The organism is Maricaulis sp., from assembly GCF_030149515.1.
GTDB lineage: Bacteria > Pseudomonadota > Alphaproteobacteria > Caulobacterales > Maricaulaceae > Maricaulis.
In genome coordinates this window covers 115,145-135,229 of record NZ_JASBRI010000024.1, presented here as the reverse complement: position 1 = coordinate 135,229, position 20,085 = coordinate 115,145, and the positions used below count along the sequence as shown (strand labels likewise).

Sequence of the window (20,085 nt, the reverse complement as noted above, 5' to 3'; positions counted from 1 at the left end):
GCCGCATCTCCGCCTATGGAGCGGGTTTTCGGCGTTGCACCAATGACTTGCCCTGACAGCAGCGATGAATTGTTGCATGCTTCGGTTGCGCTGGGAGGAGAACATGGCAAGCAAAGCAACACTCAAAACCTCGATTGCAGTCATCGCCGCCGTTGGTGTTCTGGAGAGCGCGACGCCATCGGCACTGGGGTATGGCGGGGAAGACGTCCGGCATGGACGGCCTTGGCACCATCTGGACATTACATTGCGGGCTCTGGCAGGGGATGCTGCGGCGGATGCGGATGTCATCATGCCGATCTTCGACGGCGCCGGCTTCTCGCGCGGCGCCGCGATGAGTGTGGCCTGGCATGCCGATTATATCGACAGTTACCTGTACAATCCGCTCTGGTGGGCCCAGGGCGGACTCGATTCCGCCCGCATGGAGGCGGCACTGGCGATGCATGACGACCTTGTACGCATGCATCATGACGACACGTTCACCACAGCCGGTATCGCGGACAATTTCGAGCGATATTTCGCCGGCGCGCTCGCCGGCTTGTACTGGGCTGCCGAGCAGGGCGAAGCCGGCGACGTCGCGGCCGCGCACCAGATCATCGGTATCGCGTCCCATGCACTTCAGGACTTTTATTCGCACTCCAACTGGATCGACGATCCGGAGCGCCGCGCCCGGACCTGGTTCGAGGTCCCGCCGGCCGAGCGTGGCGAGCTGGACCTGTATTCCGGCGCCTATGAGCTGACGGAGGCCGGAGCTCCGGCCCATCACGGCGCCTATTCACTGTCGTGTTCGGCCGCGAACACTTCCGGTGTGGAGGACACGCTGTCGGCCCTGTGCGGTACATATTCGCCGCTTCAGAGCTCGTCGATGTGTGTCACACACCGGGTCTGCGACGACAGCGTTGCCGTGAATATCTCCGTGTCGGACGTCGTCGCGGAAGACACGGTCTACCTGCACCCCACCGGCATCGCCATGGATACGACCTGGCTGGCGCGGATCGGCGGCGAAGAACGGCGCCTGCTCGACGGGGCGGGGCATTTTCGCGCGGCCTCGGCCGAGCGTGTGTTCACGGACGCGCAGTGCAACGCGATCGTCAATTATGGCGTGTCCTGTGAGCATGCCGGTGCGAGCGAGACCTGTGTCGCGGACACGGAACGCCGGACCTGCACCACGGATGCCGACTTCCTGTTCGCCCAGGGCAAGTATCTGGCGACCCGCTCGACCGAGCAGTTCATGTATTTCCTCGAGCGGGCTATGGCGCAGATCGATCCGGACGACGGGGATCGTTACGAGGCCTTCTGGGACCGGGTCAAGAACGAGACCAGTTCCATGTCGCAGCGCACGGCGCAGTTCGAGGACTTTTCCCGGATCCCGTTCCAGTTCATGTCGGCGGGCGAATATCCCGTTCGCAATCCGTCGGTGGGCGGCGAGGACACCATCGATACCTCGCATGGCTGGTATCTGCGCACACGCATCCGCACGTCGAACGACCGGCTTTCCGGCACCGATGCGGATATCCGTTTGCGCGTCGAGGGACAGGGCTGGTCCCGGACCGAACTGCTGGACTATCTGCCGACGAGCGATGCCGGCGGGCGCACCGACAACCGCCTGCTCGTCTACAATGACTTCGAACGGGGCGAGAACGATGTCTATACGGTCGGCCCGTTTCCCGGCCGGCCGCAGCGCGTCAGCCTTATCAATGACAGCGCCAGCGCCGGTGATGTTGCCGAAGCGCTGTGGGACGATTTCGTTGACGGTGTCGATCATGCGATGACCGGCATCCGTCGCGTCGCCATCGGCCTGATCGGAGGCAATGCCGACTTCGTCGGACAGCGCTCGGCGTTCTACACGCTCGAGACGTTCGACCGGACGTTCGGCGGCGCCGACCGGTTCAGCCGGTCGATGACAGTCGATGGCGGCCCGGAAGGTCGCTACCGGCTCTACTACGATGCCGAGCGCGTCGACGGGACGCTGTCCGCGCAAGAGCGCGCCGACGGCTGGACGGCCATCCGGTTCACGCTGACCCAGTTGCGCTGCCTGCGGGAATCTGCCGTCGACCGGGGCAGCAACTCCGACGAGCCCTTTGTCTTTGTCACCATTTCCCCGCTCAACGGACGCAGCGGCGAGCAGAGCTGGGGTTTCCGCGACGGACCATTCTCCGATGTGGACAGCGGGGAACGGCGAAATCTGCGCGGCCAGCGCAGTGTGACTGTGGAATTGCCGCCCGGCGGCGGTGTCGCCATGGCCATGCAGGTCTGGGAAAACGACAGCGAAAATGCCTATGACCGCCGCGAGTTGTGGCGGACCTTCCGCACCGGCATCGACGAAGAGACGCGCCGGGGCAATTCGCGGTTCCTGGATGAAGTCGGACGGGCCACGGCCGAAGACTGGCGGGTCGCGGAACTCGAAGTCACGCCATTCTGGCGTGGCGAACGTCCCCAGGTCGCACCCACCGGCCATTGGCGCGGCGTCGGGTGGATCGATGGCGGCGAGCGGCGGTCCTTCAACCTGCCGGCAGGGGCATCGCGCTGGGTCATTCCGCTTGACCGGCCCAGTGTCGCCGACTGGATGTATGTCGACATCGATCCCGGCGTATTGGACATGCTGCGCGAGGCGACCCGGTCGCCGCGTCTGCCCGATGGCGCGACGATCCGGCGTGTGCCCATTCCCAGCGATGTGGATCCGGCCGGGACGTCCCCGGACGTCACGCGTCCCGATCTCGGCGATCGCCTGCGCCGGCGTGAACCGGCCGTGTTGCAGACACCCCGGCTTGCTGCTCCGGTCCTGTCCGTCGTGCCGCCGTGGCAGGGCACGTGGTCGACCAATTTCGGCGAATTGCGTCTGGTGCAGGACGGGGAAACCGTGCGGGGCACCTACGTTGATGACGGCACACTGGAAGGCCGGTTCGATCCGCAGTCCGGTCTGCTGGCCGGTTCGTTCACCAACAATGAGCGGACCGGGCGGTTCGAGTTCGATCTGTCGGGCGAAACCTTTTCCGGCCGCTGGCGCTGGCCGTCCGACGCGGCATGGCGCGAAGGCTGGCGCGGCGAACGCGCCGACTCGGCCCGGCCCGATATCGACGGGAATTGACGGCGGATGCCAGGTTTTCAGGCGGGCCGGCGTGGCCGGTCCGCCGAAGTCCGCGCGTCGAACCTGTCCCGCGTCCGGTTGGCGAAGGCCACCAGTGACAACATTACCGGCACTTCCACCAGCACGCCGACGACGGTGGCCAGGGCGGCGCCCGAATTCAGGCCGAACACGCTGATCGCCACCGCCACGGCAAGCTCGAAGAAGTTCGACGTGCCGATCATGGCACAGGGCGCCGCAACGGTGTGGGGGACGCGCCAGGCCCAGGCGGCGCCGTAGGCGAGGGCGAAAATGCCGTAGGACTGGATCAGGATCGGCACGGCGATCAGGGCGATCACCAGCGGGCGGTCGAGAATGACCTGGCCCTGAAAGCCGAACAGAAGGATCACCGTGCCCAGAAGGCCCAGCATGGAGAAGGGTTTCAGCCGGCCGGTGAAATCCGTCACGGCGCTCTCGCCGCCGCGGCGCAGGAGCAGCCGGCGGGTGACAATCCCCGCGGCCAGCGGAATGACCACGTAGAGGACGACCGACAGGATCAGCGTCTCCCACGGCACGGCAATGTCGGTCACGCCCAGCAGAAGCGCGACGATCGGCGCGAAGGCGAACACCATGATGGCGTCGTTCACCGAAACCTGGGCGAGCGTGTAGGTCGCGTCGCCCCGGGTCAGCTGTGACCAGACGAAGACCATCGCCGTGCAGGGCGCCGCGCCGAGCAGGATCAGCCCGGCGATATAGCCGTCGGCATCGGCCGGCGGGATCAGGCCGGCAAAGACATGCTTGAAAAAGACAACACCCAGCGCCGCCATGGTGAAAGGCTTGATCAGCCAGTTCACGGCCAGCGTGATGAGCAGGCCCTTGGGCCGGTCGCCGACGCGCTTCAGGCTGGCGAAATCGACGGCAATCATCATCGGCCAGACCATCGCCCAGATCAGCACGGCCACAGCGAAATTCACATTGGCGTATTCCAGCGCCGCCAGCGCCTCGAACACGCCGGGCAGGACCTGGCCGAGCCCGATGCCGGCCACGATGCACAGGGCCACCCAGGCCGACAGATAGCGTTCGAACGTGCTCATGCCGGCCGGTTCTCCGTGTCGCAGCACTCACCGCGCGCGGCGGCCTCGACAATGGGGCCGCATACGTCGGCATGACCGTGACAACAATCGTCCATCAGATAGACCAGCAGCTCGGCCATCTGCTCGAATTGCGCGGAATAGATCAGTGAACGGCCTTCGCGCCGGTTCGTCACCAGGCCGGCCTGGGCCAGGAGGTTGAGCTGCGCCGACAGCGTGTTCGGCGCGATCGCCAGAGACCGGGCGATTTCACCGGCGGGCAGGCCCTCATGGCCCGCTTTCACCAGAAGACGAAAAACGCTCAGGCGGCTGGACTGGGCCAGGGCGGCGAGGCGGCGGACGGCGGTCTCGGATTCCATAATTCAGCGATAATTGAATTATGTGACGGCGGCAATACGAAACCTGTCGGCGGTGCAGCGGCCCGGGCCTACGCTGCGGAGATTTCCGCCTTAACCGGTGCTTCGGGCAGATCCTCGCCGAACACACGCTGATACATTTCCGCAATGGTCGGGCGTTCCAGCTCGTCGCACTTGTTCAGGAAGGTCAGGCGGAACGCCCCGCCCAGATCGCCGAAGATCTCGTAATTCTCCGCCCAGGTGAGCACGGTCCTCGGGCTCATCACGGTCGAGATGTCGCCATTGATGAAGGCTTCGCGGGTAAGGTCGGCCACCTTGACCATGTCCCCGACGATCTTCTTGCCGTCCTCGGTGCCCGCCAGTGTCTTCATCTTGGCCAGCACAATCGCGTTTTCGGTTTCGCGCGGCAGATAGTTGAGCGTCGAGACGATCGACCAGCGGTCCATCTGGCCCTGGTTGATCTGCTGGGTGCCGTGATAGAGGCCGGTCGTATCGCCCAAGCCGATCGTGTTGGTCGTCGAGAACAGGCGGAAATAGGGGTGCGGCCGGATCACCTTGGTCTGGTCCAGCAGGGTCAGCGAACCGGAGGCTTCCAGCACGCGCTGGATCACGAACATCACATCGGGGCGGCCGGCATCGTATTCGTCGAACAGGAGGGCGACGGGACGCTGCAGATCCCAGGGCAGGATGCCTTCCTGGAATTCCGTGACCTGTTTGCCGTCCTTGAGGACGATGGCGTCCTTGCCGACCATGTCGATGCGGCTGACATGGCTGTCGAGATTCACCCTGACCATCGGCCAGTTCAGCCGCGCGGCGACCTGTTCGACGTGGGTGGACTTGCCGGTCCCGTGATAGCCCTGGATCATGACGCGGCGATTGAAGGCAAAGCCGGCGAGAATCGCCCGCGTTGTCGCCGGATCGAAGACATAATCCGGATCGATCCTGGGGGTGTGCTCATCCGCCTTCGAGAACATCGGCACGTCGAATCCGGCATCGAATCCGAACAGGGCGCTGGTGTCGGCGGTCGTGTCTGGGGCGTTGAGGGGAAAGTTGTCGCTCATCGAACCGGTCTTGCCTTTCGCGGCGGCCGTCGTTTGCTGCGGCCGCGTAAACTAACATTATGGACGTAACGCACGCCCGGTCGGCGGACAAGCCGTAGGGCTGAGGCGCACGTCTGTGCGGCCTAGGCCATGCCGGCATTCTTCAGTATCTGATAGGCCGCGATCACCCGTCCCAGCTGTTCCTCGCTCGAACGGTCGCCGCCATTGGCGTCCGGGTGAAACTGCTTGACCAGTTCCGCATAGCGCCGGCGCACCCTGGCGGGCTCCACATCGCGATCCAGTCCCATGGTTTCCAGCGCCTTGGACTGAAGACGGCCAAGTGATTTTTCCCGGGGTGCGTCCTTGTGCGGGTCGCGCCGGTCGCCGAACATGCCGAACGGATCGGTGAAGCCGTCGGCGAAATCGCGACTGGCGCGCTGCGCCTTGGCGCTGGTGGAATGCGTGTTGCGCCAGCTCCAGGTCGGCCGGTGGCCATAGGCGGCGCTTTCCCGGAAGGCCTGAGCGGCATGCTCGTTCATGCCCTCGAAAAAATTCCAGGATTTGTTGTACTCGGCCGCGTGCCGCTGGCAGAACCAGTAGAAATCATTGAGACGGTCCGTGGACTTGGGCGCCCGGCTGTCGCCGTGCCTGCGGCAGCCCGGCCATTCGCACACACGCTCCTCCGGCGCCGGCTCGTCCTTGGGCGGCTTGATGCGGATGTCCTTGAACCGCGGCTTGTACTGGAAGGCTTCCGACATAATCGCCAATTATGGGCATGCGTGCGTAAAGCAGCAATGAAACCGGTGTGGAAAGGTCTGGATATGGGATCTGTAAGGGATCGGATCGAGTCCCGATTGCGTGAAAAACTGGCGCCTTTGGCGCTTCAGGTCAGCGATGACAGCCACCTGCATGCCGGTCATGCCGGTGCGCGTCCGGGCGGGGAAAGTCATTTCACCGTGGACATCGTGTCGCCGCGATTCGCCGGGCTGAGCCGTGTCGCGCGGCACCGGCTGGTCAATGACGCGCTCGCCGGGGAGCTGGCGGGACCGGTACACGCCCTGGCGATCAAGGCCAGGGCGCCGGGTGAAAACGCCTAGCCTCCGTCCACATCGTCGGGCGAGACGGATACGCGCAACCGGGTGATCTGGTTGCGGCGGCGTTCGACCACTTCGAACCGGGCTCCGTGGAACTGGAAGACCTGTCCGCGCTCGGGAATGGTCTGGGCCTCGTGGATGACCAGGCCGGCGATCGTGACGGCTTCCTCGTCGGGCAATTCCCAGTCCAGCGCCCGGTTGAGATCGCGGATCGGTACGGAGCCGTCGACCAGCCAGCTTTCATTCTCGTCCGGCTGGATGCCTTCCACGGTGATGTCGTGCTCGTCCTCGATTGCGCCGACGATTTCCTCGAGAATGTCTTCCAGGGTCACCAGCCCCATCAGGGCTCCGTATTCGTCGACGACGAGCGCGAAATGTTCGCGCTTCTCGCGGAACGCGTTGAGCTGGTCGAGCACTTCGGTGGTTTCCGGCACGAACCAGGGCTCGCGCCGCAAGGCATCGATATCCACCTGCGAGGCGTCGCCGTCGGCTTCGTGCAGGGCTCGCGCCATGTCGCGCACATGCAGGATGCCGACGATGTTCTCGGTATCGTCCTTGTAGAGCGGCAGGCGCGTATGCGGGCTGTGCAGGGCTTCGGTGACGATCTCGGCGGGCGACTTGTCGGCGTCGATCATCACGATCGACTTCCTGTGCACCATGATGTCGTCGACGGTCAGTTCGCGCAGATCCAGCACGCCGCCCAGCATGTCGCGGTCGTCTTTCACCACGCTGCCTTCCTCGTGATGCAGGGCGATGGCGCCGCGCAGCTCGTCATGTGCAGACAGGACGGGGCCTTCCACATTGGCGCCAAAAAGGCGCAGCGTGCCGGAGACCACGAACTGCACCGCGCGCACGACCGGCGCGAAAATCTTCACGGCGACCAGCAGCGGACGGGCCACGGTCAGGGCAAACCGCTCCGGGTTGGACAACGCGTAGGTCTTGGGCAGGACTTCGGCAAAGATCAGCACCGTGAAGGTCATGACCAGTGTCGCCCAGAGCACCGAGTTTCCGCCCAGCAGGCGTTCGAACAACTGCCCCGCCACCATCGAGGCCGCAATGTTGACGAGATTATTGCCCAGCAGGATCGAGCCCAGCAGGCCTTCGCCGTCCGAGATCAGCCGGTTGACCACGCCGGCACTGTGATGCCTGTCGCGTTCCAGCTGCAGCATGCGCGCTCGCGACGTGGCCGTCATCGAGGTTTCGGAACCGGAAAAGAAGGCGGACAGGCACAGCAGGCCGATGATCACCAGCACGGGGCCGATGAGGGTCCAGTCGAGGCTCATTTGAGCAGGGTCTCCAGGAAACGGGTCAGGTCGGTTTCATCCGTATCGCGATCGATATAGGCGCGGCCGATCCCGCGCGCCAGGATCAGGGTAATGCGCCCGTCCCGGTTCTTCTTGTCATCGCGCATGCGGTCGATCAAGCGTTCGGCGACCCAGTCGCCGTGCGCAAGGGCTCCGGGGCCGTCCGGAAGCCCGGCCGCGCGGAGATGGCCCGCGACCCGGTCCGCATCCTCCGCCGGGCAGAGGCCGCGCCGGGCGGAATAGGCAAAGGCCAGGGCGAGCCCGGCGGCAACAGCCTCTCCGTGGCGGATGGCGTCCTTGGGTGCTTCCGCCTCGAAGGCGTGCGCGAATGTATGACCGAGATTCAGCAGGGCGCGGGCACCGGCTTCGCGCTCGTCCTCGGCCACGATCTTCGCCTTGAACGCAACCGCCGCCGCGACGGCCGCGCTCAGCACATCGCCCTCCAGGGCGCTTGCGCCGGCCGCTTCGAGCCGGCCGAACAGGCCGGCGTCGCCGACCAGGGCCGCCTTGACGATCTCGGCATAGCCCGCCCGCTGTTCGCGCAGGGGCAGGCTGGCAAGAAGGTCCATGTCGGCGATCACCAGGCGGGGCTGGTGGAAGGTGCCGACGAAATTCTTGCCGTGACCGGTATTGATACCCGTCTTGCCGCCGACCGAACTGTCGACCTGGGCAAGAAGCGTGGTCGGGATCTGGATGAAGTCGACACCGCGCTTGGTGATCGAGGCGGCAAAACCGGTGAGATCGCCGATCACCCCGCCGCCCAGGGCGATGACGCTTTCCGAGCGCTCGATATTGCGGTCCAGCAGGCAGTCGACGAGATGTTCCAGACCGTCCCAGCTTTTCGAGGTTTCGCCCGGTTCCACCACGACCGGATCGGCACGCAGGCCCGCCGCTTCCAGCCGGTCGGACACGGTCTTGAGGTGCAGCGCGGCGACATTGCGGTCGGTGACGATGATGGCGCGGCCGCGTGGAAAGAAATCCGGCAGGCGCGATTGGGCGGCGGCCAGGGCGCCGGCGCCCACCAGAACGTCATAGCTGCGTGCTCCCAGCCCGACAGGTACACGGAGAATTTCGCTCAAACCTCGGCCTCCCGGGCTGCCAGCGCCCGCAATATCGCGTCCAGCGTGGCCTGGTGCGAGCCGGCCGACGCATCGACATGGATGTCGGCCTCTGCATACGCGGGCGTGCGGGTTTCGAGCAAGCGTTCCAGAACGCCGCGCGGGTCGTTGCCCCGCAGGAGCGGCCGCGTGTCGCGGCGCGAGACGCGGTTCACCAGCGTGTCGATATCCGCCTGCAGCCAGATCGACGTGGCCCGGGCCTTCACCTCGGCGCGGGTTTCGGGGTCGATGAAGGCGCCGCCGCCCAGGGCCAGCACCATGGGCGGCTGGTCCAGTAGACGGGCGATCACCTTGCGTTCGCCTTCGCGGAAAGCCGCTTCGCCGAAATCGTCGAAGATTTCGGAAACCGACCGGCCGGCCGCGCGTTCGACTTCCTCGTCGGCATCGCGGAAATCCAGACCGAGAGCCCTCGCCAGGCGGCGGCCCACCGTGGTCTTGCCGACGCCCATGAGGCCGATGAGCACGAGCGTGCGGTCCATTGTCAGCTTGCGGGTCATGCCTAGCGGTATAAACGGTCTGGAAATCGCCGCAATCGCGGTTAGGCTCATGACCGTTCGCCCGGTGCAGCGGCTTGCAGCCGGGCCTGCGGTCATGGAGTGAGATGAATGCGTGGATTCCTGTTCGGACTGGCGGCTGTCGTGAGCCTGGCTGCACTGGGGTTCGTCGCGCTGGTCGTGATCGCCAACGGCATGGAGCCGACCCGGGAGAGTGTCAGTGTCGAGTTGGAAGACGATTTCCCGCGCTAGCCTGGCGGCCGTGCTGCTGGCCGGCACGGCGGCGGCGCAGGATCCGATCGAGGTCGAGCGGCTCGATGCCCTCGATCCGCTGGAGGTCAGCCTGCCCGGAGCGGCGCTTTCCGGCCGCCTCTGGGAGGGGACCGGGCGCGACATGGCCGAGGCCGTGCTGAACCGGCTGCCCGGCGTCGACGGTGACGGCTATGCAAGCGAGGCGCTGGCCGAAACGGCCCGGCGCGTGCTGGTCTCCGGCGGCCATCCTCCGGCGGGCGGCCGCGGCGATGCCGGTCTGGCGCGTTTGCGCACCGAACGCCTTCTGGTGGCCGCGGGCGCCGACGATGCCTTCGACCTTCTGGAGCGTACCCCCGGCGTCAACCGCATGCCCGGACTGGCCCGGTGGCATGCGGAACTGGGATTTGCGACCGGCCAGCCCGACCGCGCCTGCCGCACCGCCAACGCGCTTCTGGAACAGCGCGACACGGCCTATTGGCTGCGCGTGCGCGCCTTCTGCCTGGCCTTGAGCGGGCAGGGCGCCGCGGCCGAGCTGACGGCCGAGCTGGCGCGCAGCCAGGCCGAGGATGCCGGCTTTGATGCCCGTCTCTACGCCATCACCCTGGATACGCCCCTGGCGGATGATGCGCCCGCGGCCGATAGCGGGCTGGAATGGGCGATGGAGCATTATCTGGCCGGCGGCGATGCGGCGATGCCGGCGCTGGCCGAGGATGCACCCGCCTGGCTACGCCGCGTTGTGCACGAGGCGGGTGGCCGCCATCGCGAACCGGCTGCCGATCCGGCAGCTGCCTTTGCCGAGGCCGAGACGCTGACCGGCCGCGAGCGGCATCATGCGCTGGAGGCCGTTCTGGCGCAGGGCCGCGACCGTGAGCTCGCCGGCCGGGCGTTGGGCCTGCTCCTGGCCGACACGGGCGGGGGCAATCGTTTCATCCATGTTGCGCGCCATCATGGCCGTGAAATCGAGACCCTTCCGGTCACGGCGGCGACGCTGGAACACGGCTACGAGATCGCCCTGGCGGCGCTTGTCGTGGGCAATGTCGACGCGGCCCGCCGCTGGCGCAACGCGCTCGTCGACGGACCGCCGCGTCCCGACCCCGTCGTCATGGTGCCGGCCGGCCTGGTCGGCGAGGGCAAGCCGGGTGACGGAACGATGCTCCCAGTGGTTCCCGAGCCGGATTGGACGCCGCCCGCCCCGCGCCGGATGGTGGCGCTGGACATGGCGATCGCCATTGCCGCAGACCGTCTGCGCGGCGGCGAGTTCGAAGCCATTCAGGGCGCCTGGTTCGAAGGCCATGGCGCCGCTGTCGTGCCGGATATCCTCGCCCTGTCGCGGCTGGGTGCGCCGGCACCGGCCGATCTGCGTCCCGCACTGCTTGACGCCCGGCCTGCAGCCGGTACCGGCGGCCTCGCGGCGCTCGACATGGCCGTGCGGGCGGGTGCGCATGCGGAAGCGGCGCTGCTGGCGATTTCGGTGCTCAACACGGCCGAAACGGGGAGCGATGCCGATGCCTACAGCCGCGCGATTGCCGCGATCGACGCCGTGGGCCTGCGCCGGGCGGCGTTGTCGCTGCTGCTCGAGCGGGCGGTGAAGAGGGCGTTGTGAGCGCGCCGCGGGAGATCGCGCTTTTCCTCGACATGATGGCGGCTGAGCGCGGGGCGGCGGTCAACACGCTGGACGCCTACCGGCGCGATCTCGATGACGTCGCCGGACGCCTGTCGCGACAGGGGTGCGATCTTGCCTCGGCAACGACCGGCGATCTGGAAAACGTTCTGGCGGGTTTCGCCCGGGACGGGCTGGCCCCCTCGACGGCGGCGCGGCGCCTGTCGGCCATCAAGCGCTTCTACAAATTCCTGCTGTCGGAGGGCCGCCGCAGCGACAATCCGGCCTCGCCGCTCAAGGCACCAAAGCGCGGGCGCAGCCTGCCCAAAGTGCTCAGCGAAGCCGATGTCGATGCGCTGTTCGACGCGGCAGGACATCTGGACGGGCCGGGCGGCGTGCGCACACGCGCCCTTCTGGAGGTGCTCTATGCGGGCGGCCTGCGGGTCAGCGAACTGGTCTCGCTTCCGCTGGGGGCCTTCGCGCGCGCCGAACGCTGCATCCATGTCACCGGCAAGGGCGGGCGCGAACGCCTTGTGCCCCTGACGCAGAATGCCCTGGAGGCCGTGGCCGCCTATCGTGACGTTCGCGGTGCGCACCTGCCGGAAGATCCGGTTCGTGCCCGCAAGGCCCGGCGCTTCCTGTTCCCTTCGCGCACGGCGAAATCGGGCCATGTCACGCGGGAGCGTTTCGCCCAGATTCTGGGCGAGCTGGCCCTGGCGGCCGGCCTGGATCCCGAAAAGGTGTCGCCGCACGTATTGCGTCACGCCTTCGCCACGCATCTCCTGGCCCGGGGTGCCGATCTGCGCAGTGTGCAGATGCTGCTGGGCCATGCCGACGTCTCGACCACGCAGATCTATACGCATGTTCTCGACGAGCGTTTGAAAACATTGGTGGAAACCGCACACCCCCTGGCCCGCAAGCGGGATGAGCCGGACTGAGTTGACGTATGCGTAAGCACGGCTGAGGAGGCTTGTGACCGTGCGCCGGGCTGGCTAGGTTGCCCGGACCTTTTGCGTTCACAGGCGTTGGCAGGACATGTCCGACCCCACACGTACCTATCTCGATTTCGAGCGGCCCCTGGCCGAACTGGAAGCCAAGATCGAAGAGCTTGAAAACCTCGCGGGCACGTCGGGCGATGAATCGCCGGACACCGCCGAGGAAACAGCGCGTCTGCGCCACAAGGCGAACGAACAGCTCGCGGCGCTCTATTCCAAGCTCGACCCCTGGCGAAAGACCCAGGTCGCCCGGCACCCGGAACGCCCGCACTTTCGCGATTACCGCAAGGCGCTGATCGAGGATTTCGAGGAAATGTGCGGTGACCGGCGTTTCTCAGAGGACGCCGCCATCGTCGGCGGTCTGGGCCGGTTCCGTGGCCGGTCCGTGGTGGTGATCGGGCACGAGAAGGGCCACGACACGGAAACCCGCATCAAGCACAATTTCGGCATGGCGCGCCCGGAAGGCTATCGCAAGGCGATCCGCCTGATGGACCTGGCCGAGAAGTTCGACCTGCCGGTGCTGACCTTTGTCGACACGGCCGGCGCCTATCCGGGCCTGGGCGCGGAAGAACGCGGCCAGTCCGAGGCCATTGCCCGCTCCACCGAGCGCTGTCTTTCCCTGGGCACGCCGCTGATCTCGACCATCACGGGCGAAGGCGGGTCCGGCGGCGCGGTCGCGCTGGCCTCCGGCAATGTCGTGATGATGCTGGAGCATTCGATCTATTCGGTGATCTCGCCGGAAGGCTGCGCCTCCATCCTGTGGAAGGATTCGGCGCGGGCCCGGGATGCGGCGGTCGCGATGAAAGTGACGGCACCGGATCTTCTGGACCTCAAGATCGTGGACCAGGTCATCCCGGAACCCATCGGCGGCGCGCACCGGCATCCCGCGGAAACGATGAAGGCCGTGGGCAATGCGATCGAGAAACATCTCATCGCCATGGACGGCCTGTCGCCCGCGGATCTGCGCAGGCAGCGCCGCGAGCGTTTCCTGGCCATCGGCCGTCTGGAAAGCGAGTAGCGCGCTTCAGGGCTGGCGCGCCACGCCCTCCCGGCGCGGATCGGCCCCGCCGGCCAGCGTCCCGTCCTCCAGCCGCCGCACGATATGCAGGCCGGAATTCTCGCCGCGATTGGCGTCCAGGGTGAAACCCAGACCGGTCAGACCGTCGACGACGGACGAGCCCATGCTGTCCTCGATACGCACCACATCGCCGCGCGCCACGACATTGGGCAGATCGATCGCCTGCTGCGGCGTCAGGCCCCAGTCCAGCATGCCGACCAGTGTCTTGGCGGTGTAGGCGATGATGGACGAGCCGCCCGGTGAGCCGGTGGCGAGTTCGAAATTGCCCGTGGCGTCGAACACGATGGTCGGCGACATGGACGAGCGCGGCCGCTTGCCGCCTTCGGGCGCATTGGGCACCAGCCGGCCGTCCGCATCCATCGGATCGCGGGAGAAATCGGTCAGCTGGTTGTTCAGGATGAAACCGCCGGCCATGCGGTGGCTGCCGAACACGCTCTCGACGGTCGTGGTCATCGAGATCACGTCGCCGTCGCTGTCGACGATAACGAAATGGCTCGTGCCGGGCACGTCCGCGGTGGCATCTGCACCCGGTGTCACGGCGCCGGGGGGCGTGCCGGGCGTGACCGCCGGGATGGCATCGCTGCGGTCGATCAGCCGGGCGCGCGCGCGGATGTAGTTGTCGTCCAGCAGGCCGTCGACCGGCACGGCCACGAAATCCGTGTCGGCCACATAGGCGTCGCGGTCGGCATAGGCCAGGCGGCTGGCCTCGATGAAACGGCGCCAGCCTTCCACCGTTTCCGGCCCGGTTTCACTCATGTCGAAAGGTTCGAGCAGGCCCAGCAGCTCGTTCACCGCGACGCCCCCGGAGGAGGGCGGCGGAGCCCCGCACACCGTCCAGTCGCGATAGGGCCGGCACAATGCCTCGCGGCGCACGGGCCGGTAGGTGGCCAGATCCTCTAGGGTCAGCCCGCCGGGCCTCGGACCGGCCTGCACGGCCGCCACGATCTCCTCGGCCAGCGGGCCTTCGTAAAGGGCCCGCCAGTCTTCGGCGAGTGCGCGAGTGGTCCGGGCATAGGCCGGATTGCTCAGCACATGGCCGGCGGGCAGGGGGGCGCCATCGTCCGTGAAGAAATAGTCCCGGGTCGCCTCCCATTCGTCCAGCGGTGTCCGCGGGGCAACGGCCGCAATCAGGCCGGCCAGGCGCGGCGACACTTCGAATCCCTCTTCGGCAAGGCGGGTAGCGGTATCGAAGCCGTCGGCCCAGTCCAGTTCGCCATGATCGTCGTGGGCCATGGCCAGCATGGCGACGGCGCCGGGCACGCCCACGGAATGTCCCGAGAAGACGGCCTCGAAGAAGCCGAGGGGCTGGCCGTTCTCGTCGAGGAACAGGTCGGGCCCTGCCGTGGCCGGGGCTTTCTCGCGTCCGTCATAGACGGTGAGATCGCCGGTCTGGGCGTCGTAATAGAGCATGAAGGCGCCGCCGCCGAGACCGGAACTCTGCGGTTCGACCAGGCCCAGCACGCTCTGCACGGCAATTGCCGCATCGACTGCATCGCCGCCATTGCGCAGCGCCTCGAGCCCGGCTTCGACAGCCAGCGGATTGGCGGCCGCAATCATGGCCGGACCGGCAGCCCGCTCCGGCTCCCCGCCCGAACAACCGCCCATCGTCAGGCCCGCGGCCAGCACTGTGGTCGTCAACAGAATACGCAACATCGCACTTGCCCCTCGAAAACTTCCCGTCACGATAGACGCGACATTCGCGACAGATAAGGGGGGCATAGTGGCTGCGCCAGGGAGTACCAACAGTTTGTCCGATGTTTCCGGCCTGCGCGTGGGCCAGGCCGAGGATGCGGCGGTGAAAACCGGCGTGACGGTGATCCTGCCGGACCGGCGCGCCGTCTGTGCGGTCGATGTGCGCGGCGGCGGACCGGGCACGCGCGAGACGGACGCCCTGGCTTCCCACACCCTAGTCGATGCGGTCGATGCCGTCGTGCTCTCCGGCGGTTCGTCCTACGGGCTTGCCGCCGCCGACGGCGTGGCGGCAGCGCTGGGCGCGCGCGGACGCGGCTTTGCCCTCATGGACCTGCCCGGCGTCCCCAAATCGCCGGTCGTCCCCTCGGCGATCCTCTATGATCTGGCCAATGGCGGCGACAAGGCCTGGGGCGATGATCCGCCCTACCGGCGGCTTGGACGCGATGCCCTGGACGCAGCGGGCGAGACGGTCGCGCTGGGCCGGGCCGGGGCCGGTTTCGGAGCCATGGCCGGGGCGCATCCGGGCGGCACCGGTACCGCCTCGCTGGTCACCCTGGCGGGCTATACGATCGGCGCGCTGGTCTGCGTGAATTCCTTTGGCTCGGTCACCCTGCCGGGTGCGGGCGATGTCTACTGGGCCTGGCCGTTCGAGATCGACGGCGAGTTCGGCGGGGGGCGCCCGCCGGCAGGCTGGTCGATGCCGCCGCAGGACTGGGGGGCCGCGAAATACAATCCGGGCGCCCGCGAGAATACCACGATCGCGGTCGTTGCGACCGATGTTGCGCTGTCGCCGGCCCAGGCCCGGCGGCTGGCCATCATGGCCCAGGACGGTCTCGCCCGCGCAATCCGGCCCGTGCATACGCCCTTCGACGGCGATGTCGTCTTCACGCTGTCGACGGGGGGCCAGCCGCTGCCGGACAATGCCGATCCGGCCCTGGCCGAACTGGGCGCCGCCGCTGCGGACACGCTGGCCCGGGCCGTCGCGCGCGGCGTCCACGCCGCACGCCGGCAACAGGGCGAATAGGGGCTGCACACGCCTCTGCATTTGCCGCCACGGGGCACTTGCTTTCACGCAAAGGCGCGGGTAGGTTCCGCGCCTCTTCGGGGCTGAGCCCTGAAGGATACGGCCAGCACCGGTAGCTCAGCTGGATAGAGCACCAGACTACGAATCTGGGGGTCGGGAGTTCGAATCTTCCCCGGTGCGCCACTCTCTCATTTGTTCCCGCTCCGCTCGACCCGAGTTCGTCGCCGCTGTCGGTGTCGGGGTCGATGCTCACCTGGAACGCGCTCAGGGCTGCGGGGTTTGAGCTCGATCCCGCGAGGTGCGCGTCACTCTCGCCGTTGTTCCCGCTCCGCTCGACCCGAGTTCGTCGCCGCCGTCGGTGTCCGGGTCGATGCTCACCTGGAACGCGCTCAGGGCTGCGGGGTTTGAGCTCGATCTTCCGGTGCGCGCCATTTCCTTGATCTCATGGCAATTCGCTACGCTCGCGGCTCCGATGGGGCGAGCTGGCCGGATAGATTCGCCGCTGCGGGCTGCGTCCGTCGCAGGCTCCCGGCACTCATCTCATCGGACTGGAGACGGGGCGGGACGGCTGGAACACTGTGCCCGGTTCGCACGGTGTCGATCGGCCGGTATCCCTCCGGGAAGGTGCCCGCGAAGCGCGGATGACCGTTATCACGGCATCCGGAAATCGATGCGGCGGCGATCACGGCACCGCCGCATTTTTTATGCGCGCGGCGAGCGCATTGCCAGGAAAACTGATGACTGCGTCAGATCCGGCGGTACCCAGTACCCGCAGGCTTGGGCAGGCCGAAAACCCTGTCCCGGACGGCCGTTGCGGCGCGGCGCCCGAATAAAATATGAAATATCAGAAGGTTATTGCGCGGCCTCCTGGAAAGGAATGATTAAGCCTGCGTGTCCATGAGCGGGAAAGGGCGAAATTCGCCACCCCGGAACCTTTGGACCTGAAAGAAGTAGTAGATGTTCTCCAGCCTGAACCGTCTCTCGCTGAAAGCCCGGCTGCTCCTCCTCGCCGTGGCCTCCGTTGCCCTGATGCTGTCCTACGTCCTTGTGAACGGCCTGGTTCGCAGTGCGATGAGCGAGGCCGAAGCCGCCGCCCAGCACGCGACCCTGAGCCTGATCGCGGCGAACACGGTGGAAAAGGACCTGACGTCGCTGTTGCGTGACACCTATCTCATGGCGGCCCTTCCCACGCCTGACCGGGTCGACGCGGCGCGCGCCAACCTTGCCGATTTCGGCGTGTCGCTCAGCGAAGCCGAGTCCATTGTCGTGGAGCCCGGCTATGTAGCGGCGCTGCAGGAAGTGCGCAGCCAGTACGCGGCGCTGGGCGCGCTCATGAATGCGCGCATGGACCGGATCGCCAGCCTGTCCGATGCCGAGACGGCTGCCTTCATCGACCGGCTGGCCGATTTCGACGATACAATGGATATCGCGATCGAGACCGTGCGTGACGGAGCCGCGGCCGATCTCGAGATTGCCTGGGCCGAACTCGACCGCATGGCCCAGGTCTCGTTGTGGGTCGCCGTCGCAGCGGTGGTTCTGACGGCTGCGGGTCTGTTCGCGCTGACGCAGATTGTCGGCGGAACGATACGGGGCTCGGTATCCAAGGTGCAGGTCATCCTCGGCGCGCTCGCCGACGGCCGGCGTGGCCTCGACGTTCCCGGTCTTGACCGCCGTGACGAGTTCGGAGAGCTGGCGCGGGCGGTATCGACGCTGCAGGATGCCCTGGCGGCGGCCGACGCACTTCGTGCTCGCGAAGCGGACGAAGCCAGGGCGAAGGCTGAGCGCCAGTCGCGGACCGAAGAGGCGGTGACCCGGTTCGAGCAGGTATCGGTCGAGCTGCTGACCAGCGTCATGGCGGCATCGGAGCAATTGTCCGCGTCGGCGACGCAGATGCAGTCGACTTCAGGTGAGGCTGCCACTGTCTCGAATTCGGCCCACGAGGCCGCCGGCAATGCCGCGGCCAGCGTGCAGGCGGTTGCGGCTGCATCGGAGGAATTGGCGGCGTCGATCACCGAGGTCTCCACCCAGGTTGCCCGCACGAGCGAGCTGTCGCAACAGGCGGGCGAGGAGACGCGAACCAGTGCCGATGTCATTCGCGAACTGGCGCAGTCGGCCCACGCCATCGGTGAAATCATCGATCTGATCGAGACCATTGCCAGCCAGACTAACCTGCTGGCACTCAATGCCACGATCGAGGCTGCCCGCGCCGGGGAGGCCGGCAAGGGATTTGCCGTCGTCGCATCGGAAGTAAAGGCGCTGGCCGAGCAGACGACCCAGGCAACGCAGCAGATTGCCGAACGCGTGTCCGGGATCCAGTCCGCCACAGAGCAGTGCACGACGTCGGCATCGAAGGCGCTGGACGCGGTGAACCAGCTCGGTGAAGTGGCCGTTGCATCGGCGTCGGCGATCGAGCAGCAGCGCGTTGCCACGTCCGAGATTGCACAATCCGCCCAGCGGGCCCAGGACGGCACGACGTCGGCCTCCAGCGATGTGCAGCGCGTAGCCGAATTCACGCGCCAGACCGATGATGTATCGAAATCCGTGCTGAGTGCGGCCGAGCAGATGTCGACGCGTCATTCCGCCTGGAAGACCGAATTCGACCGTTTTCTCGAAAGCATTCGCGCCGCCTGATCGCGCACCCGGAGATCACAATGACCATTCAAAAGACAATCACCGCCACCGTACTGACGCTCGGCATCGCCACTCCCGCCATGGCCCAGGGTCCGGGCGACATACTGTTCAACCTGCGGGCCCGCTACGAGAATGCCAGCCAGGACGGCAAGCTGGGTGCCGACGCGGCCACGCTCCGCACCCAGCTGGGCTGGCGCTCGCCGGAGTGGAACGGTTTCACCCTCCTGGGCGAGATCGAGAATGTCGCCGCGCTCGACGGTGATGACGACTACAATTCCGGCCTCAACGGGCTCACCCAGTATACCGGCATCAAGGACGGGGCCTTCACCGAGCTCAACCGGCTGCAACTCGCCTATGCGGTCAGCGAAGCGGTCACCGTGACTGCCGGCCGCCAGTATGTCGATTTCGACGACGGGCGGTTTGTGGGCTCGGCCGGCTGGCGCCAGGACAAGAATTCCCACGATGCACTGCGGATCGACTATGCCAGCGGAGCGTTTGCGGCGAGCTATGTCTATCACGCACGGCTCAATCGCGGTCCGGGCGAGGACGCGCACTGGGACGGCGACAGCCACCTGCTGCGCGCGCAATACGCCGTCAGCGATGCGGTGAGACTGGCGGGCTTTGCCTATTTCATCGACATCACCGAACCGGGCGCACAGGAGCGCTCCAACACGACCTGGGGCGGACGAGTGACCGGCGAACGCGCCTTCGGCGACTGGGGTATGGACTATGCGCTGCTATACGCCCGCCAAACCGATTCCGGGTCGGCCGCGACCGATTTCGACCTGGGCTACTGGGCCGGCGACGTGTCCGTGTCGCGTGGTGGCGCCAGCTTCAGCGTCGGCTATGACGTGATCGAAGGGGACGGAGTGACGGCGTTTTCCAACCCGCTGGGCAAGAATCACGGTGTTCTCGGCTGGGCCGACGCCTTTTCGGGCGGTGGCCGCCAGGGCACGGTCGACGGTGTCGAGGACTTCAATGTCATGGCCGAATACGGCATGCACTGGGAGGCAGGCCTGCTGCGCGGCCTGTCGGCGGGCCTCCGCCGCCACGAGTTCGAGGCCGAACGTACCGGGGCTGACCTGGGTTCGGAATGGGACGGGCATATCACGGCCGAGTTCGACGGCGGCATCGAATTGTCCTGGCAGGTCGCCGAGTATGACGGGCCGGGCGTCGCTCCGGCCCCCGCCGACCGGACCAAATCCTGGATCATCCTCAGTTTTTCACGCTGATATCAGCGCCGCTATCGACAAAA

Annotated in this window: 17 protein-coding genes and 1 tRNA gene; 10 read left to right on the top strand and 8 right to left on the bottom strand. The window is 66.7% G+C overall.

Annotated elements, in window-relative coordinates; all coding sequences use genetic code 11:
* Positions 1–103 precede the first annotated feature (103 nt).
* Positions 104–3,085, top strand: a complete 2,982-nt coding sequence (locus tag Q1U94_RS11400; protein WP_300544682.1) for a hypothetical protein — start codon at positions 104–106, stop codon at positions 3,083–3,085.
* A 17-nt stretch (positions 3,086–3,102) separates the two neighbouring features.
* Here Q1U94_RS11400 and arsB read toward each other — a convergent pair whose 3' ends face one another.
* From arsB to Q1U94_RS11380, 4 genes are all read right to left on the bottom strand, one after another.
* Positions 3,103–4,155 carry an ACR3 family arsenite efflux transporter gene (gene arsB / locus Q1U94_RS11395; RefSeq protein WP_300544680.1) on the bottom strand — a complete coding sequence of 351 codons (1,053 nt, stop codon included), beginning with the start codon at positions 4,153–4,155 and terminating at the stop codon, positions 3,103–3,105.
* Entirely contained in the window at positions 4,152–4,511 is a 360-nt protein-coding gene (locus tag Q1U94_RS11390; protein ID WP_300544678.1) for a metalloregulator ArsR/SmtB family transcription factor, read from the bottom strand. Before Q1U94_RS11390 ends, arsB begins: the two co-directional genes overlap by 4 nt.
* 68 nt (positions 4,512–4,579) lie before the next feature.
* A complete protein-coding gene (gene cobS / locus Q1U94_RS11385; RefSeq protein WP_300544675.1) occupies positions 4,580–5,569 on the bottom strand; it encodes a cobaltochelatase subunit CobS in 990 nt (329 codons plus the stop codon).
* A gap of 122 nt (positions 5,570–5,691) precedes the next feature.
* A complete protein-coding gene (locus Q1U94_RS11380) occupies positions 5,692–6,306 on the bottom strand; it encodes a DnaJ domain-containing protein (protein WP_300544673.1) in 615 nt (204 codons plus the stop codon).
* 63 nt (positions 6,307–6,369) lie between these two features.
* Here Q1U94_RS11380 and Q1U94_RS11375 point away from each other — a divergent pair, with 63 nt between their 5' ends.
* Positions 6,370–6,645 (top strand): BolA family protein, encoded by a 276-nt coding sequence (locus tag Q1U94_RS11375; protein WP_300544638.1) that lies wholly within the window; start codon positions 6,370–6,372, stop codon positions 6,643–6,645.
* Here the strand turns inward: Q1U94_RS11375 and Q1U94_RS11370 are convergent.
* The 3 genes from Q1U94_RS11370 to Q1U94_RS11360 are packed head-to-tail and all read right to left on the bottom strand — an operon-like array spanning position 6,642 to position 9,561.
* Positions 6,642–7,925: an HlyC/CorC family transporter gene (locus Q1U94_RS11370; RefSeq protein WP_300544636.1), complete on the bottom strand. Its 1,284-nt coding sequence runs from the start codon at positions 7,923–7,925 to the stop codon at positions 6,642–6,644. The genes Q1U94_RS11375 and Q1U94_RS11370 overlap by 4 nt on opposite strands.
* On the bottom strand, positions 7,922–9,025 hold the full coding sequence (gene aroB, locus Q1U94_RS11365; RefSeq protein WP_300544634.1) for a 3-dehydroquinate synthase: 1,104 nt from the start codon (positions 9,023–9,025) through the stop codon (positions 7,922–7,924). Before aroB ends, Q1U94_RS11370 begins: the two co-directional genes overlap by 4 nt.
* Complete coding sequence (locus tag Q1U94_RS11360; RefSeq protein ID WP_366917288.1) at positions 9,022–9,561, bottom strand: shikimate kinase; 540 nt, start codon at positions 9,559–9,561, stop codon at positions 9,022–9,024. The genes aroB and Q1U94_RS11360 overlap by 4 nt, the downstream gene beginning before the upstream one ends.
* Positions 9,562–9,669: 108 nt before the next feature.
* Here Q1U94_RS11360 and Q1U94_RS11355 point away from each other — a divergent pair, with 108 nt between their 5' ends.
* The 4 genes from Q1U94_RS11355 (at position 9,670) to Q1U94_RS11340 (ending at position 13,423) form a co-directional block, all read left to right on the top strand.
* Positions 9,670–9,810, top strand: coding sequence for a hypothetical protein (locus tag Q1U94_RS11355; RefSeq protein WP_300544630.1), 141 nt, complete (start codon positions 9,670–9,672; stop codon positions 9,808–9,810).
* Entirely contained in the window at positions 9,779–11,413 is a 1,635-nt protein-coding gene (locus Q1U94_RS11350) for a hypothetical protein (protein ID WP_300544629.1), read from the top strand. The genes Q1U94_RS11355 and Q1U94_RS11350 overlap by 32 nt, the downstream gene beginning before the upstream one ends.
* Entirely contained in the window at positions 11,410–12,348 is a 939-nt protein-coding gene (locus Q1U94_RS11345; protein ID WP_300544627.1) for a site-specific tyrosine recombinase XerD, read from the top strand. The genes Q1U94_RS11350 and Q1U94_RS11345 overlap by 4 nt, the downstream gene beginning before the upstream one ends.
* A gap of 97 nt (positions 12,349–12,445) precedes the next feature.
* On the top strand, positions 12,446–13,423 hold the full coding sequence (locus tag Q1U94_RS11340) for an acetyl-CoA carboxylase carboxyltransferase subunit alpha (RefSeq protein WP_300544624.1): 978 nt from the start codon (positions 12,446–12,448) through the stop codon (positions 13,421–13,423).
* 6 nt (positions 13,424–13,429) lie between these two features.
* On the opposite strand, the gene ggt is transcribed toward Q1U94_RS11340, so the two are convergent.
* On the bottom strand, positions 13,430–15,136 hold the full coding sequence (gene ggt, locus Q1U94_RS11335; protein ID WP_300544622.1) for a gamma-glutamyltransferase: 1,707 nt from the start codon (positions 15,134–15,136) through the stop codon (positions 13,430–13,432).
* Between the two features lie 67 nt (positions 15,137–15,203).
* Between ggt and Q1U94_RS11330 the strand changes: the two genes are divergently transcribed.
* From Q1U94_RS11330 to Q1U94_RS11315, 4 genes are all read left to right on the top strand, one after another.
* Positions 15,204–16,199, top strand: a complete 996-nt coding sequence (locus Q1U94_RS11330) for a P1 family peptidase (RefSeq protein ID WP_366917286.1) — start codon at positions 15,204–15,206, stop codon at positions 16,197–16,199.
* Between the two features lie 106 nt (positions 16,200–16,305).
* Positions 16,306–16,382 (top strand) — tRNA-Arg (locus Q1U94_RS11325).
* Positions 16,383–17,156: 774 nt separating this feature from the next.
* Entirely contained in the window at positions 17,157–18,830 is a 1,674-nt protein-coding gene (locus tag Q1U94_RS11320) for a methyl-accepting chemotaxis protein (protein ID WP_300544616.1), read from the top strand.
* Positions 18,831–18,850: 20 nt separating this feature from the next.
* Entirely contained in the window at positions 18,851–20,062 is a 1,212-nt protein-coding gene (locus tag Q1U94_RS11315; protein WP_300544614.1) for a hypothetical protein, read from the top strand.
* Positions 20,063–20,085 lie beyond the last annotated feature (23 nt).

What these genes read in the sequence shown, in the direction of transcription:
- Q1U94_RS11400 (WP_300544682.1), top strand. Translation starts at nt 104, where the DNA reads ATGGCAAGCAAAGCAACACTCAAAACCTCGATTGCAGTCATCGCCGCC.
- arsB (WP_300544680.1), bottom strand. Translation starts at nt 4,155, where the DNA reads ATGAGCACGTTCGAACGCTATCTGTCGGCCTGGGTGGCCCTGTGCATC.
- Q1U94_RS11390 (WP_300544678.1), bottom strand. Translation starts at nt 4,511, where the DNA reads ATGGAATCCGAGACCGCCGTCCGCCGCCTCGCCGCCCTGGCCCAGTCC.
- cobS (WP_300544675.1), bottom strand. Translation starts at nt 5,569, where the DNA reads ATGAGCGACAACTTTCCCCTCAACGCCCCAGACACGACCGCCGACACC.
- Q1U94_RS11380 (WP_300544673.1), bottom strand. Translation starts at nt 6,306, where the DNA reads ATGTCGGAAGCCTTCCAGTACAAGCCGCGGTTCAAGGACATCCGCATC.
- Q1U94_RS11375 (WP_300544638.1), top strand. Translation starts at nt 6,370, where the DNA reads ATGGGATCTGTAAGGGATCGGATCGAGTCCCGATTGCGTGAAAAACTG.
- Q1U94_RS11370 (WP_300544636.1), bottom strand. Translation starts at nt 7,925, where the DNA reads ATGAGCCTCGACTGGACCCTCATCGGCCCCGTGCTGGTGATCATCGGC.
- Q1U94_RS11360 (WP_366917288.1), bottom strand. Translation starts at nt 9,561, where the DNA reads ATGACCCGCAAGCTGACAATGGACCGCACGCTCGTGCTCATCGGCCTC.
- Q1U94_RS11355 (WP_300544630.1), top strand. Translation starts at nt 9,670, where the DNA reads ATGCGTGGATTCCTGTTCGGACTGGCGGCTGTCGTGAGCCTGGCTGCA.
- Q1U94_RS11340 (WP_300544624.1), top strand. Translation starts at nt 12,446, where the DNA reads ATGTCCGACCCCACACGTACCTATCTCGATTTCGAGCGGCCCCTGGCC.
- ggt (WP_300544622.1), bottom strand. Translation starts at nt 15,136, where the DNA reads ATGTTGCGTATTCTGTTGACGACCACAGTGCTGGCCGCGGGCCTGACG.
- Q1U94_RS11320 (WP_300544616.1), top strand. Translation starts at nt 17,157, where the DNA reads ATGTTCTCCAGCCTGAACCGTCTCTCGCTGAAAGCCCGGCTGCTCCTC.
- Q1U94_RS11315 (WP_300544614.1), top strand. Translation starts at nt 18,851, where the DNA reads ATGACCATTCAAAAGACAATCACCGCCACCGTACTGACGCTCGGCATC.